12 protein-coding genes and 1 other annotated feature are annotated in these 15,966 nt (G+C 35.8%); of the genes, 11 read left to right on the top strand and 1 reads right to left on the bottom strand.

Going from position 1 to position 15,966, the window contains the following annotated elements; all coding sequences use genetic code 11:
- Positions 1–83: 83 nt before the first annotated feature.
- From DES36_RS05840 to epsC, 8 genes are all read left to right on the top strand, one after another.
- Positions 84–1,817: an ABC transporter ATP-binding protein gene (locus DES36_RS05840; protein ID WP_113920289.1), complete on the top strand. Its 1,734-nt coding sequence runs from the start codon at positions 84–86 to the stop codon at positions 1,815–1,817.
- Positions 1,810–3,681 (top strand): ABC transporter ATP-binding protein, encoded by a 1,872-nt coding sequence (locus DES36_RS05835; protein WP_113920288.1) that lies wholly within the window; start codon positions 1,810–1,812, stop codon positions 3,679–3,681. Before DES36_RS05840 ends, DES36_RS05835 begins: the two co-directional genes overlap by 8 nt.
- A 273-nt stretch (positions 3,682–3,954) precedes the next feature.
- Positions 3,955–4,195 (top strand) — a binding site (T-box leader).
- Positions 4,196–4,508: 313 nt separating this feature from the next.
- Positions 4,509–5,495, top strand: a complete 987-nt coding sequence (locus DES36_RS05830; protein ID WP_113920287.1) for an ABC transporter substrate-binding protein — start codon at positions 4,509–4,511, stop codon at positions 5,493–5,495.
- 136 nt (positions 5,496–5,631) lie between these two features.
- Positions 5,632–6,687, top strand: a complete 1,056-nt coding sequence (locus DES36_RS05825; RefSeq protein ID WP_113920286.1) for an ABC transporter permease — start codon at positions 5,632–5,634, stop codon at positions 6,685–6,687.
- Positions 6,674–7,447 (top strand): ABC transporter ATP-binding protein, encoded by a 774-nt coding sequence (locus DES36_RS05820; protein WP_113920285.1) that lies wholly within the window; start codon positions 6,674–6,676, stop codon positions 7,445–7,447. The genes DES36_RS05825 and DES36_RS05820 overlap by 14 nt, the downstream gene beginning before the upstream one ends.
- 246 nt (positions 7,448–7,693) lie before the next feature.
- Positions 7,694–8,161, top strand: a complete 468-nt coding sequence (locus DES36_RS05815) for an AI-2E family transporter (RefSeq protein WP_113920284.1) — start codon at positions 7,694–7,696, stop codon at positions 8,159–8,161.
- A 141-nt stretch (positions 8,162–8,302) separates the two neighbouring features.
- Positions 8,303–9,634, top strand: coding sequence for a citrate/2-methylcitrate synthase (locus tag DES36_RS05810; protein ID WP_242981710.1), 1,332 nt, complete (start codon positions 8,303–8,305; stop codon positions 9,632–9,634).
- Between the two features lie 566 nt (positions 9,635–10,200).
- The gene (gene epsC / locus DES36_RS05805; protein WP_113920283.1) at positions 10,201–11,157 is read left to right on the top strand and encodes a serine O-acetyltransferase EpsC; all 957 of its coding nucleotides are present in this window, start codon (positions 10,201–10,203) and stop codon (positions 11,155–11,157) included.
- 160 nt (positions 11,158–11,317) lie between these two features.
- Here the strand turns inward: epsC and DES36_RS05800 are convergent, their stop codons facing one another.
- A complete protein-coding gene (locus DES36_RS05800; RefSeq protein ID WP_113920282.1) occupies positions 11,318–12,922 on the bottom strand; it encodes a peptide chain release factor 3 in 1,605 nt (534 codons plus the stop codon).
- Positions 12,923–13,150: 228 nt separating this feature from the next.
- Between DES36_RS05800 and DES36_RS05795 the strand changes: the two genes are divergently transcribed.
- The 3 genes from DES36_RS05795 (at position 13,151) to DES36_RS05785 (ending at position 15,953) form a co-directional block, all read left to right on the top strand.
- Positions 13,151–14,470, top strand: coding sequence for a mechanosensitive ion channel family protein (locus DES36_RS05795; RefSeq protein WP_113920281.1), 1,320 nt, complete (start codon positions 13,151–13,153; stop codon positions 14,468–14,470).
- 274 nt (positions 14,471–14,744) lie between these two features.
- Complete coding sequence (locus DES36_RS05790) at positions 14,745–14,936, top strand: hypothetical protein (protein ID WP_113920280.1); 192 nt, start codon at positions 14,745–14,747, stop codon at positions 14,934–14,936.
- 129 nt (positions 14,937–15,065) lie between these two features.
- Positions 15,066–15,953 carry a uroporphyrinogen decarboxylase family protein gene (locus tag DES36_RS05785; RefSeq protein WP_113920279.1) on the top strand — a complete coding sequence of 296 codons (888 nt, stop codon included), beginning with the start codon at positions 15,066–15,068 and terminating at the stop codon, positions 15,951–15,953.
- The last annotated feature ends 13 nt before the right edge of the window (positions 15,954–15,966 follow it).

The following is a 15,966-nucleotide window of genomic DNA, read 5'->3' as shown; positions in this document are numbered from 1 at the left end:
TAAGTTTATTTGAGAACTAGGTGTAATCAAGGAATTAAATCGACCAATAATAGATTGGCGCGTATTAAAGTTGAGGTGAAGGTATGATAAAAAAATTTGCACCGTATTTAAGAAATTATAAGAGTGCAACCATTCTAGGAATGACCTGTTCTGCCTTAGAGGCCGTATTTGAACTCTTAATACCTCTAGTTATGTCCTATATCGTTGATGTAGGAATACAAAATAGAGATGTAGAGTATACCATACGAATGGGAATTATTATGGTTCTATTAGCAGTAGTTGCACTAATATTAGGAATAGGCGCAGCACGGTTTGCAGCTGTAGCTGGTCAAGGATTTGGAGCGGAGTTAAGAGAAGCTCAGTTTAAAAAAATACAATCCTATTCCTTTAAAAATATTGAAAAATTTAGTACAGCATCGTTAATCACAAGGCTTACAAGCGATGTAAATGCATTGCAAATGTCTGTAACCATAGGAATGAAGATATTAGTTCGTTCTCCATTTATGTTGGTATTTGCCTTGGTTATTGCCGTAACTATTAGCGCAAAATTGGCGCTGGTATTTGCTGTGGGCATACCTATTTTAGGGATTTCATTGTTTTTAATTATCAGTAGAGTAAAACCTTATTTTACAAAACTCCAAGAGAGAACCGATGATATGAATCTGACGGTTCAGGAAAACTTGACAGGTATTCGAGTAGTCAAATCTTTTGTTCGCCAAGCTTTTGAAAAGTCTAAATTCAATAAGAGCAATGAAGAACTCATGAAAGCTTCAGAAAGAGCTTTTAGTCTTACCGTATTAAATATGCCTATTATGCAGTTAGTCATCTTCTCTACAATCATAGCCATTTTGTGGTTTGGAGGAAATATGGTTAGTATAGGAGAACTAGAAGTTGGTAAGCTTACAAGTTTTCTCACATATGTCAATCAAATTCTAATGTCTCTTATGATGCTTTCTTTTATATTCATTATGCTCTCTCGTTCTATTGCTTGTGGAAAACGTATCCTTGAAGTTCTGGAAGAAGAGCCAGAAATTGTAGATGATAGTATTCACGATTATCAAGTGGAAAATGGGGATGTGGTTTTTGAAAATGTCTATTTTAAATATGACGAAGGCAGTGAAGAATATAATTTGACCAATATCAATTTAAATATTAAATCTGGGCAAACAATAGGTATTATCGGAGGGACAGGTTCAGCTAAAAGTACTTTAGTACAGCTTATACCTAGATTGTATGAAGCAGCAAGTGGAAGTGTAAAGGTAGGCGGGCATGATGTGCGTGAGTATAAGCTTCATACTTTAAGAGATGCAGTTGCTATGGTATTACAAAAAAACACCCTTTTCTCTGGGACCATTGCGGAAAACCTTAGGTGGGGAGATGAAAAGGCTTCTGATGAAGAATTGAGATTAGCAAGTAAAGCAGCTTGTGCCGAAGAGTTTATTGAAAAGTTTCAAGATAGCTATGACACCTATATTGAGCAAGGTGGTGTCAATGTATCTGGAGGGCAAAAGCAAAGACTTACTATTGCTAGGGCATTACTTAAAAAGCCAAAAATTCTCATACTAGATGACAGTACTAGTGCAGTAGATACGGCTACAGATGCCAAAATAAGAGAAGCTTTCCGTAAGGAACTAAAAGACACAACTAAAATCATTATCGCTCAAAGGATATCTTCTATCCAAGATTCAGATCAAATTATCGTCTTAGATGATGGAAAGATTGCCAATATAGGAAATCACGAAGAACTTATGAAGGACAGCGAAATTTACCGGGATGTATATGAATCTCAACAGAAAGGAGTTGCAATAGATGGCTAAACAAGGACCAGGTAGACATAATTTTCAAAAACCAAAAAACATTAAAAAGACCCTTACATTTTTAATGAAATACGTCAATAAGTACAAGATATTGTTAGTCTTTGTATTAATTTGTATGTTTATGAGTAGTTTTGCCATGATTGCAGGTTCCTATTTTTTAAAACCTATTATCAATGATTATATTATACCAGGAAATTTTAGTGGTCTTATAAAAATGCTCATGCTCTTAGGTGCTATTTACTTAATTGGTGCGTTAAGCTCCTATACTTATGCTCGCATTATGGTGCATATATCTCAAAATGCAGTGGCTCAAATGCGTCGAGATTTATTTCATAAAATGCAGGATTTGCCTTTGAAATATTTTGATACCCATAGTCATGGAGATTTGATGAGCCGTTATACAAACGATATTGATACGATTAGTGAAGCCATCAATAATAGTTTAGCAGGAGTTATTAGCAATATCATTATGTTTTTTGGTGTCTTAATTATGATGATTGTCCTTAGCCCAATACTGACCTTATTAACTGGAGTAATGATTGCTTTGATTTTATTTACGGCACAATTAATAGGTAAAAAAAGCAAATATTATTTTTCACTACAACAAAAGAAACTCGGTTTGGTCAATGGTTATATTGAGGAAATGATGGAAGGACAAAAGGTAGTTAAAGTATTTAGCTACGAAGACAAAGCTATAAATGAGTTCTCTAAGAGAAATGAAGAATTAAGAGTAGCTGCCACAAATGCCCACACTTTTGCAGGAATGATGATGCCTGCCTTAGGGAATCTTTCCTATGCGAACTATGCACTTACCAGTTCTGTAGGTGGTATTATGGCTATTGCTGGCATGCTCGATATTGGTACACTAGTCTCCTTTCTGCAATACAGTAGGCAAGTGTCACATCCAATTTCACATATGTCACAACAGATGAACACCATTCTTTCTGCTTTGGCAGGAGCAGAGCGTATCCTAGAAGTAATGGAAGAAAAAGAGGAAATAGACGATGGTAATGTAATCCTAAAGAGAGTAGAAATTTGTGAAGATCAATCTATTAAAGCAACAGAAAAGAAAACTGGATGTTGGGCTTGGGAAGTAACAAATGAAAATGGAGAAAAGAAGCTTGTACCTTTAAAAGGTGATGTTCGATTTGAAAATGTAGTATTCGGATATAATGAGGAGAAAGTTATATTAAAAGACATTAGCCTCTTTGCAAAACCAGGTCAAAAAATTGCCTTTGTAGGTTCAACAGGAGCAGGGAAGACCACTATTACCAATCTGATCAATCGCTTTTATGAGATCCAATCAGGTAAAATAACATATGATGGCATCAATATAAAAGATATTAAAAAAGATTCTTTAAGACAATCTTTAGGAATTGTACTACAAGATACTCATTTGTTTACAGGAACAGTTGCCGATAATATTCGCTACGGGCGATTAGATGCTACAGATGAAGAGATTGTTGCAGCAGCTAAATTAGCCAATGCTCATACCTTTATTAGGCACTTACCTCAGGGATATGAAACTATGCTGACAGCAGATGGAACAAATTTATCTCAAGGTCAAAGACAACTCCTTTCCATTGCAAGAGCCGCTGTAGCGGACCCTCCTGTTTTGATTTTAGATGAGGCTACTAGCTCTATTGATACAAGAACAGAAAAGCTTATTGAAGAAGGCATGGATAAATTAATGGAAAACAGGACCGTATTTGTCATAGCTCATAGGCTTTCCACTATTAGAAACTCTAAAGCGATTATGGTTCTAGAACAAGGAGAAATCATCGAACGAGGATCTCACGACGAGTTAATCGAAGGAAAGGGAAGATACTATAGACTTTACACAGGTCAATTTGAACTAGAGTAAATATAGTCGCTAGTTCATAGTCCTTAGTCTCTAGCTCTCGGGTATTCCTTTTAGTTGGAAGCTACACACAATCTGAAGCAAATACTAGTCTCTAGCATTCGGCCCCTCCGGGGTCCTTTTTATTTGCCGGTTAATACTCGAACGGATGCAGAAAGAAATAATTCCACATTACGTCAAGAAAAGTTCCGCTTTCAGCATTCCGCAAAAGACATCAAAAAGCTGTTGACAATTAGAGGACTATAATTATATAATGAATTAAATTAAACAAATAAACAGAAACCTTTGAGAAAGAGTAGTAAACTTTTTGATTGTATTTTAGAGAGCTGCAGGTGGTGTGATTGCAGTATACAGGGAATGGTTGAATGGACTTTTGAGGGCAGCCCGAAATGAAAAGAGTAGGCGCTGACGAGAACTGGACTCGTTACAAATACGGCATATATGATGGTATATGTTAAAGTGGATTTCTAAGAAATCAATTTGGGTGGTACCGCGATTACGTTTATTCGTCCCAAGTATTTGCTGAAGCAAATACTTGGGACTTTTTTTAATTTAAAAATAGGTGGTCAGGTGGTCAGGTGGTCGGGTGGTCAGCAAAAGCAAAACTCGCCTATAAGGCGAGAAAAGGGCCCGAGCTCCTGCCCTGTCATCCTTGAGCGCTAGCGAAGGATCTAAGACCTAAAAGGAATGCCCAAGCCCTAATGCTGATCGCTGATGGCTAAGTGTTTCAGAACTTAACGACTATTAAAGTTCCGCTTTCCGCTATACACACATCTATACGGAGTTGAAATGATACAAAGAATATCTAAATAAGAAAGGGAGAACAAACCATGAAAAAAACAATCGCACTTACTTTAGGCTTATTATTAACAACAGGGCTTTTTACAGCTTGTAGTGGAGATCAGCAAACAAGTACCAATGGAGATAAACAATACACTATAGGAATTGCTCAATTTGGGGAGCATGCTTCATTAGATAATTGTAGAGAAGGGTTTTTACAAGGGCTTGCAGAAGAGGGATTCGTAGAGGGGGAAAACCTAACTGTAGAATATGAAAATGCCCAATTTGATACAGCCATAACGAATCAAATTGCACAGAAATTTGTCAGCAAAGATATGGACATTATTGCAGCAATAGCCACTCCAATTGCCCAAAGCACATTTAATGCAGCAAAAAAAACAGATATCCCTGTAGTCTTTACAGCAGTTACCGACCCAGATGCAGCAATGCTTACAGAAGGAAATATTACTGGTACCAGCGATAAGCTTCCAGTAGAAGCTCAATTAAAGCTCATTCGAGCTATGATGCCAGAAGCAAAGAATATAGGCATACTTTATACGACTAGCGAAGTAAACTCAGAATCAACTATTGCAGAGTACAAAGAAAAAGCAAGTGATTATGGATTTGAAATTATCGATTCTGGTATTTCTGTAGCTGCAGATATTCCTTTAGCAGTAGATAAACTTCTTCCACAAGTAGATGCTTTGACTAATTTAACGGATAATACAGTAGTAGGCTCTCTACCAGTAATTTTAGAAAAGGCAAATGCTAGGAGTATCCCAGTCTTTGGAAGCGAAATTGAACAAGTAAAACTAGGATGTATTGCCTCTGAAGGAATCGAGTATATAAGTTTAGGAAAACAAACAGGAAAAATGGCAGCAGCTATATTAAAGGGTGAAAAAACAGCAATAAACACTCCATACGAAACCATTGAAGAAAGTAGCCTTTACATCAATAGTGAAGTTATGGAAAGATTAGGACTTACTTTACCAGAAGATATGATGAAAAGAGCAGAAGATACAGTCGCTAGTCACTAGACTCTAGCTTGCATGTATTCCTTTTGGGTCTTTTAGTGGCTACTGAAAGTAGCCGTAAAGAGACCCTAGAGGAATCCCCAGAAGCTAAGGACTAGTGACTAGAGTCTAGCGACTAAAAAACCGGAGGTTTTATTAGATGATTCTACTAGGTATTCTCGAACAGGGTATGATTTATGCGATTATGGCTCTAGGCTTATATATTACATATAAAATATTAGATTTTCCAGATTTAACAGTAGACGGCAGTTTTCCACTAGGAGCTGCTGTTACTGTTATGTTAATGACAAATGTAGATAGTGGTATGATTAACGCCATCACATTAGGGCACAATCCTTATATTATTATGTTTTTATCTTGTTTAGCAGGTGGTATTGCAGGGCTTGTAACGGGTATTATACATGTAAAGTTTAAGGTTCGGGATTTACTTTCAGGTGTTATAACAATGACGGCGTTATACTCTATTAATTTACATATTGCAGGCAAGGCAAATGTACCAATTTTTAATATGGAAACCATCTTTTCTAATAGAGGATTAGATTCTTTATATCCTGACTTTTTAGACAATCTTAAAGTATTGATTATCATTTCCATTGTAACGATTGGATCGAAGATTTTGTTGGATTTATATTTAAAGACAAAATCAGGATATTTATTAAGAGCAGTTGGAGATAATACGACTTTAGTAGTGTCTCTTGCAAAGGATAGCGGCAGCGTTAAAATCTTAGGACTGGTTATAGCAAATGCTCTCGTTGCATTAAGTGGTAGTGTAATGGCACAACAACAAGGTTTTTTTGAAGTATCTATGGGAACAGGAGCCATGGTCATCGGTCTTGCATCTGTAATTATTGGAACCAGTTTGTTTAAAAGAGTTTCTTTTGTCAAGCCAACTAGTGCAGCCATAATTGGTTCTATAGTATATAAAGCTAGTATCTCTTTAGCTATGGATATGAGTTTATCTATGATTTTAGCAATTGTAGTAGCAGTGGTATGTATTGTGTACATGAAAAAAGAATTGCCATTAAAAGTGATTTTAACAATTATATCAACTGTAAGCGTCTATCTGGTAGTAAAATTATTCATACCATATGAAATGAGCGCAAGCGACATGAAGCTAATTACATCTGTTTTATTTATGATTATATTGATCACAGGTCATGAGAAGAAGAGGAGGGCTAAAGGTGCTAGAGCTTAAAGATATCCATAAAGTGTACAGTGCAGGCACAATCAATGAGTCCTGCTTATTTCAAGGTTTCAATCTACGTATTGAGAAAGGGGAGTTTGTTTCTGTAGTAGGAAGCAATGGAAGTGGAAAGACCTCTATGCTCAATATCATCTGTGGAAGCATTGATATCGATCAAGGACAAATCTTTGTAGGAGATAAAGACATAACCGATATTAAGGAACATTTCCGTTATAATAAAATTGGAAGAGTCTATCAAAACCCAGCTATGGGAACTTGCCCAACAATGACCATATTAGAAAATATGTCCTTAGCAGATAATAAGGGTAAGTCCTTTAATCTTAGAATGGGAACGAACAAAAGCCGCATCGAATACTACAAGGAAAGCCTTAGTCAATTAGGGCTAGGCTTGGAGGATCGCTTAAATACACAAGTGGGTACTCTCTCAGGGGGCCAAAGGCAAGCTATGGCTTTGCTTATGTCCACTATGACACCTATCGATTTCTTAGTCTTAGATGAGCATACTGCAGCCCTGGACCCTAAAACAGCAGAAAAAATTATGGAGCTAACAGATAAAATCGTCCACGAAAAACATTTAACTACCATTATGGTCACTCATAATCTAAGATACGCAGTAAAATACGGAAATAGGTTGCTTATGATGCATCAAGGAGAGGCGATTCTAGATAAGAAAAATGCAGAAAAATCAAAGCTAAAAGTAGATGATTTGTTAGGATTGTTTTCACAGATAAGTGTGGAACTAGGGAATTGATAAAGCTGAAAGCGGAAAGCTGAAAGGTAAGATGCTAGTGTTCAATAACAAAGAGAAATTAGTATTTTAGTCCACAGTACATTGTAAAAGCAACTCTATACAGTTAGCATTGCTCGCCTTTAGGCGAGGTAATGTTTTTGATAGTTGCTGAACAATTGTATAATCATTGCTTTACTACTATTAAGTTCCGCTTTCGGCTCTCAGCTTTCAGCAACAAACAAAGTAAAATCGCTAGAGGGTGATAATATGAACAATTTTCTACGAAATGTGATGAAGGACACGAGTAGTGGCATTAAGGGGTATATAAAGGCGCAACTTAAATTAATTGGAATTACTTTTCTTATTCTCTTTATAGGTTTAGATATGATTGATATAGCTCATCCCTTTCTTGTTTCACTAGGTATTTCTATACTGGATATGATTCCTGTTTTAGGAATAGGTATTGTTCTGGTACCTTGGTCTATTATTAGTTTTGTTATGGGGAATACGGATTTGGCAACGAAAATAGCTATTTTATTTGTAATAGCAGTCATTGTTCGTCAAGTTTTAGAGCCAATAATTGTAGGAAAGCATATCGGAATCAGACCTCTATATACTTTTGTAGCTACTTTATTAGGCTCTATTGCCCTAGGTCCTATTGGTATTATATTAGGTCCAGCAATTGCTATCCTTATTATTTCAATACAAAATAATAGAAGAAGTTCCACAAAATGATAAAATTATGAATAAATGGAAAAGGGATTTTTATTTTTAGCCCATTATAGTATAATAATAATGGATATATATAGAAAAGGATTATTTTGGTTTGTTCCAGGTGTAAGACATCCTACAAATCCAATAAAATGGAGGAACTCTATGATTAAAAGATTAGCCCAATTAGCATCTGAGAGTAGTTATGTAGATCCAGCGTTATACGCTAAATACGACGTTAAACGCGGATTGAGAGATATTAACGGACGAGGAGTACTTACAGGACTTACGGAAATTGGAGATGTTCAATCGTATACAATACAGAATGGCCAGACGATTCCTAAGCCTGGTCAACTTTTTTATAGGGGTATTGATGTAGAGGATTTAACAAAAGGCTTTTTAAAAGAAAGACGACATGGATTTGAAGAATCCATATACCTTTTGCTTTTTGGTCATTTACCCAGTATAGAGGAATTGACAGAGTTTAATACAATGCTTTCAAGTTTGAGAACTTTGCCAAAGAGCTTTGTAAGAGATATGATTTTAAAGGCATCTAGTAAAGACGTTATGAATATGATTTCAAGGAGTGTTTTAGCACTCTACAGTTATGATGAAAATCCTGATGATATTAGCGTGGAAAATGTATTAAGGCAATGTCTTGAGTTAATAGCCCGTTTTCCCCTATTAGCTGTCTATAGTTATCACGCGTATTCTCATTACTTTGACAGCCGAAGCTTATTTATTCATAATCCTAAACCAGAATACAGCACAGCTGAAAATATTCTTCACATGCTTAGACCAGATAGTGGATTTACTGAAACAGAAGCAGCCCTATTAGATTTAGCACTGGTTTTACATGCAGAGCATGGAGGTGGAAATAACTCCACATTTACGACTCACGTTGTCACTTCTAGTGGAACAGATACATATTCAGCTATGTCTGCTGCATTAGGCTCACTAAAGGGACCTCGACATGGTGGTGCTAGTATTAAGGTTGTTCAAATGTTTAAGGATATAAAAGCGAATCTAAGGAATTGGTCAGATGAAGGTGAAATAAGAGATTATTTAAAGAAACTTCTTCACGGTGATGCTTTTGATCATTCAGGATTAATATACGGTATGGGTCATGCAGTGTATTCTGTATCAGATCCTAGAGCGGAAATACTAAGAGATCAATGTAAAAAATTAGCTACTGAAAAAGGACTAGAGCACGAGTTTGACTTATTTTATAAGGTGGAGAATATTGCTAAAGAAGTCATAGTAGAAGAGAGAAAGATTTATAAAGGCGTTAGCGTAAATATTGACTTCTACTCTGGATTTGTCTATAGAATGTTGAATATACCAATGCAATTATTAACTCCTATATTTGCCATATCTCGAATATCAGGATGGAGTGCTCACCGAATTGAAGAAATCGTCAACAAAGGCAAAATTATCCGACCAGCTTATAAGAGTATAGCAAAAGAGATGGAGTACGTGCCGATAGATGAAAGATAAGGTGGTCTGTCGTAGGTTGCGGGTTTCTAGCTCCTTATAGTCGCTACAAACTTCGCCAACCTTGACAGGGGTAATACCACTTGATTTCTCTTTCCCTTCGGTCAAGACAAATCAGGTATTACTCCTAGGTGGTAAGCAAAACCTTTTCTCGCCAGGGGCGAGGTAGGGTAAAGGCGTAGGATCCTTCGGCTGAAGCCTCAGGATGACAAGGCAGTAGTTAGGGTCAAAATACAGGCACTAGCAATCAGCAATCAGGGTTGGGCATCCAACAGTGCCTTTGGCACTAAAGAGGCCCGTACAGCCAGCCTTAGTTTCTGATTAAGTCATGCTGAGTGCAATGAAGGATCTGTGCGCACTAAGTAGTAGGAGGAAGATATCTATAGGCAAAAGTCAACTTATATACTGATTCTTAATTGCCACCAGTGGTGGCAAAAGGTTTTACTTAGAGCTTAGAACTTAGAACATACAACTTACGGCTAAAACGCTTGTATAATCTCTAAAAAACTGAGATAATTTTATTTAATAAAAAACAATATATATTGTTTAAAAGTAAAAGGGGAAAATATATGGACCGCAAATTAAGAGTGCAGACGATTAATAATTTAGTTGATAATTTACTAGTTAGCTATAAAGAGGAAGAGCGCATACAACCTCATGGAGCTTGTCCAATGCCAAATAGGGACACGATTATTAAGATTGCAAAGCAAATGAGAAAGTTGATTTTTCCTGGATATTTTGATGGGTATGCATGCAGTAAAGATATTTTACAATATCATACAGGAGAACTCCTGGTCTATGTTCATGAATCCTTAACAGAGCAGATTATTTATGCTCTTAGCTTAGATGAAAATCGGCACAATAAAAGTGAAAAATTAATCTGTAAAAGAGAAGAGATGATAGATAAAGCTACAGAGTTAAGCTTTAAAATATTATCAAAACTGCCTACTATAAGAGAATATTTATCTACAGATGTTCAGGGCGCATTAGACGGAGATCCAGCAGCTTCTAGTCTAGAAGAAATTGTATTCTCCTATCCAGGGATTTTTTCTATTACAATGCACCGAATAGCTCATGAGATGTATCTATTAAATATTCCATTAATACCAAGAATACTCAGTGAATATTCTCATTCTATAACAGGTATAGATATTAATCCAGGAGCTCAAATAGGCAAGTACTTTTTTATTGACCATGGTACTGGAGTAGTAATAGGAGAAACGACGATAATAGGAAATAATGTGAAAATTTATCAAGGGGTTACATTAGGAGCCTTATCTACTAGGGGTGGTCAAAAACTAAAAGGAAGTAAGCGCCATCCAACTATTGAAGACGGAGTAACCATCTATTCAGGAGCTTCTGTACTAGGAGGAGATACTGTAATAGGGGAGGGAGCTACTATAGGGAGTAATGCCTTTATTACGGATTCTGTACCAAAAGGCACAAAAGTAAGCGTAAAAAACCCTGAGCTTATTTTAAAAAATCGAGAGCATAGGGAATTAAAGCAGGATTATTCGGAAGTATAAGCTAGCAGAAAGCTGAATGCGGAAAGTGGAACTCTCTTGCGAGAGCGATGCAGCGAAAAAGAAGAAAAAGGGGACACATTTTAAATGTGTCCCCTTTTTCTTCTGCCCTTTTAACTCAAAACGGTCACCATCGGTGACCGAAATTTCAGCTTTCAGCGCATTATTTCCTATAAGATATCTCCGCCAATTCTATATCCTTATTTCTATCTTGTACTGTAGCAATAGACCATTCGTTAGCAAATAAAAGTACTGGGTTTTCGTCTACGTCTTCTACAATCATGGTATCCATGGTTAGATTGAAACAATCTGGGTCAAATTGATCTCCTTTAATCCAGCGGATATAGCGATAAGGTGTTCTTTCCATGATGAGATCAACACCATATTCATTTTTTAATCGATATTCTAAAACATCAAATTGTAAAACGCCAACTACGCCTACGATTAATTCCTCTACGCCAATATTAGGTCTCTTATACACTTGAATGGACCCTTCTTCTGCCAATTGAGTAATGCCTTTTACAAACTGTTTTCTCTTTAAGGCGTTTTTTGTGTATACTTTGCTAAAGTGTTCTGGAGCAAATAAGGGTATGCCTTCGTACTGGATTTTTGAATTGTCTTCACATAAGGTATCGCCAATTCTAAAGATTCCAGGATCGTGAATACCTATGATATCTCCAGGGTAAGCAGTATCTACTATGACTCGGTCCTGAGCTAAAAATTGCTGTGGTTGAGCTAGTCTTACCTTCTTATTTTCCTGAACGTGATTTACTTGCATACCTTTTTCAAATTTGCCAGAACAGATTCTCAAAAATGCAATACGATCTCTATGAGTTGGATTCATATTAGCTTGGATTTTAAAGATAAATCCTGTAAAATTTTCAGACTCTGGGTTAATATGACCTTGATTGCTATTTCTTGAACTAGGAGGGGACGTAAAGTTTAAAAACCCCTCTAAAAAAGGTTCTACACCAAAATTCGTTAAGGCACTTCCAAAGTACACTGGAGTAAGGTTTCCCTGTGATACTTGTTCTAAATCAAATTCAAAACCTGCAATATCTAATAATTCAATATCCTCAATGAGTTTTTCCTGTAATTCATCTCCTAAAAGTTCTTTAAAGCTATCATCTTCTACATTACCCTTTACAGCTTGTGCTAGGGATTGTCCATGATTTCCTCCACCGAAAACTTCAACTTGCTGTTTTTGTCTATCGTATACTCCTTTAAAGTTTCTTCCGCTTCCTATAGGCCAGTTCATAGGGTAAGAGCGAATACCAAGAATTTTCTCAAGTTCTTCCACCAATTCAAAGGGATCTTTTCCATCACGGTCTAATTTATTTATAAATGTAAATATAGGAATGCCTCTCATTTTGCAGACATGGAATAGTTTCTTTGTCTGGCTTTCAATACCTTTAGCAGAGTCTATAACCATAACTGCAGAATCGGCCGCCATAAGGGTTCGATAGGTATCTTCACTAAAATCTTGATGACCAGGAGTATCAAGGATATTTATGCAGTAATCATCGTATTCAAATTGTAATACAGAAGAGGTAACAGAAATTCCTCTCTGCTTTTCGATCTCCATCCAATCAGAGACAGCATGATTTTGAGATCTTCTAGATTTAACAGAGCCTGCTAGTCGAATAGCACCGCCATATAGTAATAGTTTTTCTGTAAGAGTAGTTTTACCCGCATCTGGATGAGAAATAATAGCAAAAGTTCTTCTTCTGCGAACCTCCTCTTGAAAACTAAATTTTTTTTCAGACATTTTCATCTTCCTTATACATATAATATTTATATTCGTTTAACTTTTAAATTTTACCCTTTAATAGGGAATGGTGTCAAATTATTTTTGTGTAGAATCTAGATAATTCATAAAAAAAATACAAAAAGATTGAGGATTAGATAGGTTATTACAGAGAAGAAGGACTTACTAGATTTTTTATTAAAAGTATTGTAAACTATCTACTATCAAAATACAGCTAGGAGGTTAGATATGATTAATTACATAGCGAGCTGGTTTGACCATTTAGAGACTTCTGAGGGATTGGTTCTAAATATATCTATTATTTTGTTATTGTTATTTATGGGTTTATTTTGCATTATAGGGATGAAATTAACAAATAGACTTGTCATTTTTTCTTTTACTAAGTTTAAAGGATTGAATAAGCTAAAATGGAATGAAGCCTTTTTAAAGCGAAAAGTCTATGACAGATTGTCTCATATTGTACCTGTTATCATTATTTATGCATTTGCTCCTTTATTTCCACAGTATTTAACGATTATACTGCAAAATATTGCTACGATTTACTTTATTGTAGTAGTAGTATCTGTAATCAGTTGTTTGCTCAATGTAGTAGATGATATTTACAATACTTTTGAATATTCTAAATATAGGCCAATAAAGGGTTTTTTACAGGTGATAAAAATCATTGTGTATGTTATAGCTGGCTTACAAATTATAGCCGCCCTTATGGGAAAGGATCCACTACTACTTTTAAGTGGTATTGGTGCATTTTCAGCAGTACTAATGTTAGTCTTTCAAGATTCTATATTAGGGTTAGTAGCTAGTATTCAACTGTCTGCAAATGATATGATGCGAATAGGAGATTGGGTTGAAATGCCTAGTTACAATGTGGATGGTGAAGTTCTAGAAATTTCTTTGAATATAGTAAAGATTGAAAATTTTGACCGAACTGTAAATACTGTTCCAACTTATGCTTTTATGACGAATTCCTTTAAAAATTGGCGAGGTATGACAGAAGCTGGTGGAAGAAGGATAAAAAGATCTATTTACATAGATATATCAAGCATAAAGTTTTGTACCAAGGAAATGCTAGAAGCGTTTAAAAAGATTCATTATTTAACAGATTATATTGAAACAAAACAAGAGGAAATTAGAACTTATAATGAGGCCCATAATGTAGACTATGACGATGTGGCAAATGGAAGGCATTTGACGAATATAGGCGTGTTTCGGATATACATTCACCAATATTTAAAATACCATCCTAAAATCCATAAGGGAATGACTCAAATTGTAAGACAATTATCACCAGTGGAATTTGGTCTACCTATAGAAATTTATGCATTTACAAGAGAGATTGTATGGGATCAATACGAAGGAATACAGTCCGATATATTTGATCATATATTAGCAATCATACCAAAATTCGGACTAAGAATCTATCAACGACCCTCTTGGTATGATTTTAGAAATGAAGAAAGTCAGCATGAAAAATATGATAGAAATTTCATCAAAGGAACTATAATTGGTGGTGAAAGTGCTATTTCGGAAGAAGACCTAAAGGACTAGCCATCAGCGTTCAGCCACCAGGAATTGGCCACCCATGGTGGCCGGTGACGTGCGTTAGAGGAATCAGAACTTGTTTTTAGATGCTTCTATTTTAGTAATTAATGCGTAGAGATCCTTCGCTGCACTCTGAATGACTAGGCAGGAGCTCGAGTTAGGTGAGTAGTTGGACCTTTCACATTCCACTTTCCGCTTAAAAATTACTCCATAATTTTTATATTAATTTCTCTAAATTTGGGTATACATAAATAGAATAGAGTACAGAGGAGGAAAGTATATGGGAGAATTTCAAGGTAAAAAGGTTGGGCTCAAAGAAGAGGGAACTCATAAATTGATTGCTGTATACCCCGAAACAATGAATGGTACAGATCATGAAATAGCTAAAACCGTAAGAGATTGGTTTTACAAACAAGCCTGTGCCAATGAAGAAATCCTAAGAACGGCTTACGTAGACGTAGTAGAGGATTAAAAAACAAAATAAAGTGTAATAAAAATTCTTATTTAAAAAGATAAAATCCTATTTAGGATTTTGTCTTTTTTTATATACTAGAAAATTTATGATATAATAATTCGCATAAGTAAGACTGGAGTGATAAAAGTGGTAAGTTCACGTGAATTAGTACAGAGCATTTTGAGACATGAGAGGGGAGCAAGGGTGCCAAAGGGAGAATTGGTACTGGATGATAAGGTAATTGCAAAATCATTAGACACTTTATCTATTGGCTTTGATGAAAGATACGAGTTTGCAAAAAGCTTAGGACTAGATATGATCGTGCTTTCACCTACCTATCCTAAGAATAGCCTGTCTGTTGACTGTAGCTCCTTAGATATAAATAAATGGGTCAATAGGGATTTGTTTTCCTTTGTTATATTAGATGGAGCTTTTGAATTAGGTTTGAGAGTTTTTGGTTTTCCAGAGTATCTATCTATGGTTATGAGTGGAGACGAAGAGCTAGAGGAATTCATTCTAGAAGTTGAAAAGATTAATAAAGAGACCATCGCAAAGTTGTCAGATCAAGGCATCAATGGCATCATTGTAGCGGATGATATCGCTTTTCAGGATGGATTAATTGTACGACCAAGTATATTTCGAGAGCTTTTTTTACCTACTTTAGAACGCCAAGTCAAAGAAATTGAAAGTAGGAAAATGACTCCCTTTTTCCATTCTGATGGGTACTATATGAGTGTTATGGATGATATCGTAGAAGCAGGCTTTAAAGGAATACACTGCATCGATCGAAACTGCAAAATGAATGTAAAAGATTTAGCAAGCTATAGTAAAAAGATCTGCTTATGGGGGCATTTGGATATAAATGACATTAATGCTTCAGATGACGAAAATGCTATAAAATCTATGGTAAGTGAAATCAAAGATGCCACAGACTTTAAAGGTTTTATACTAGGAACAAACAGTGGGTTATTTCCAGGTATGGATGTGGATGGATTAAAAAGAATATATGATAAGGTTGACGAGTTCGTTCTATGATTAGTGAAAAGTG

Origin of the sequence: Alkalibaculum bacchi, assembly GCF_003317055.1 — a bacterium.
GTDB lineage: Bacteria > Bacillota > Clostridia > Eubacteriales > Alkalibacteraceae > Alkalibaculum > Alkalibaculum bacchi.
This window is presented reverse-complemented; position numbering and strand designations above follow the sequence as displayed.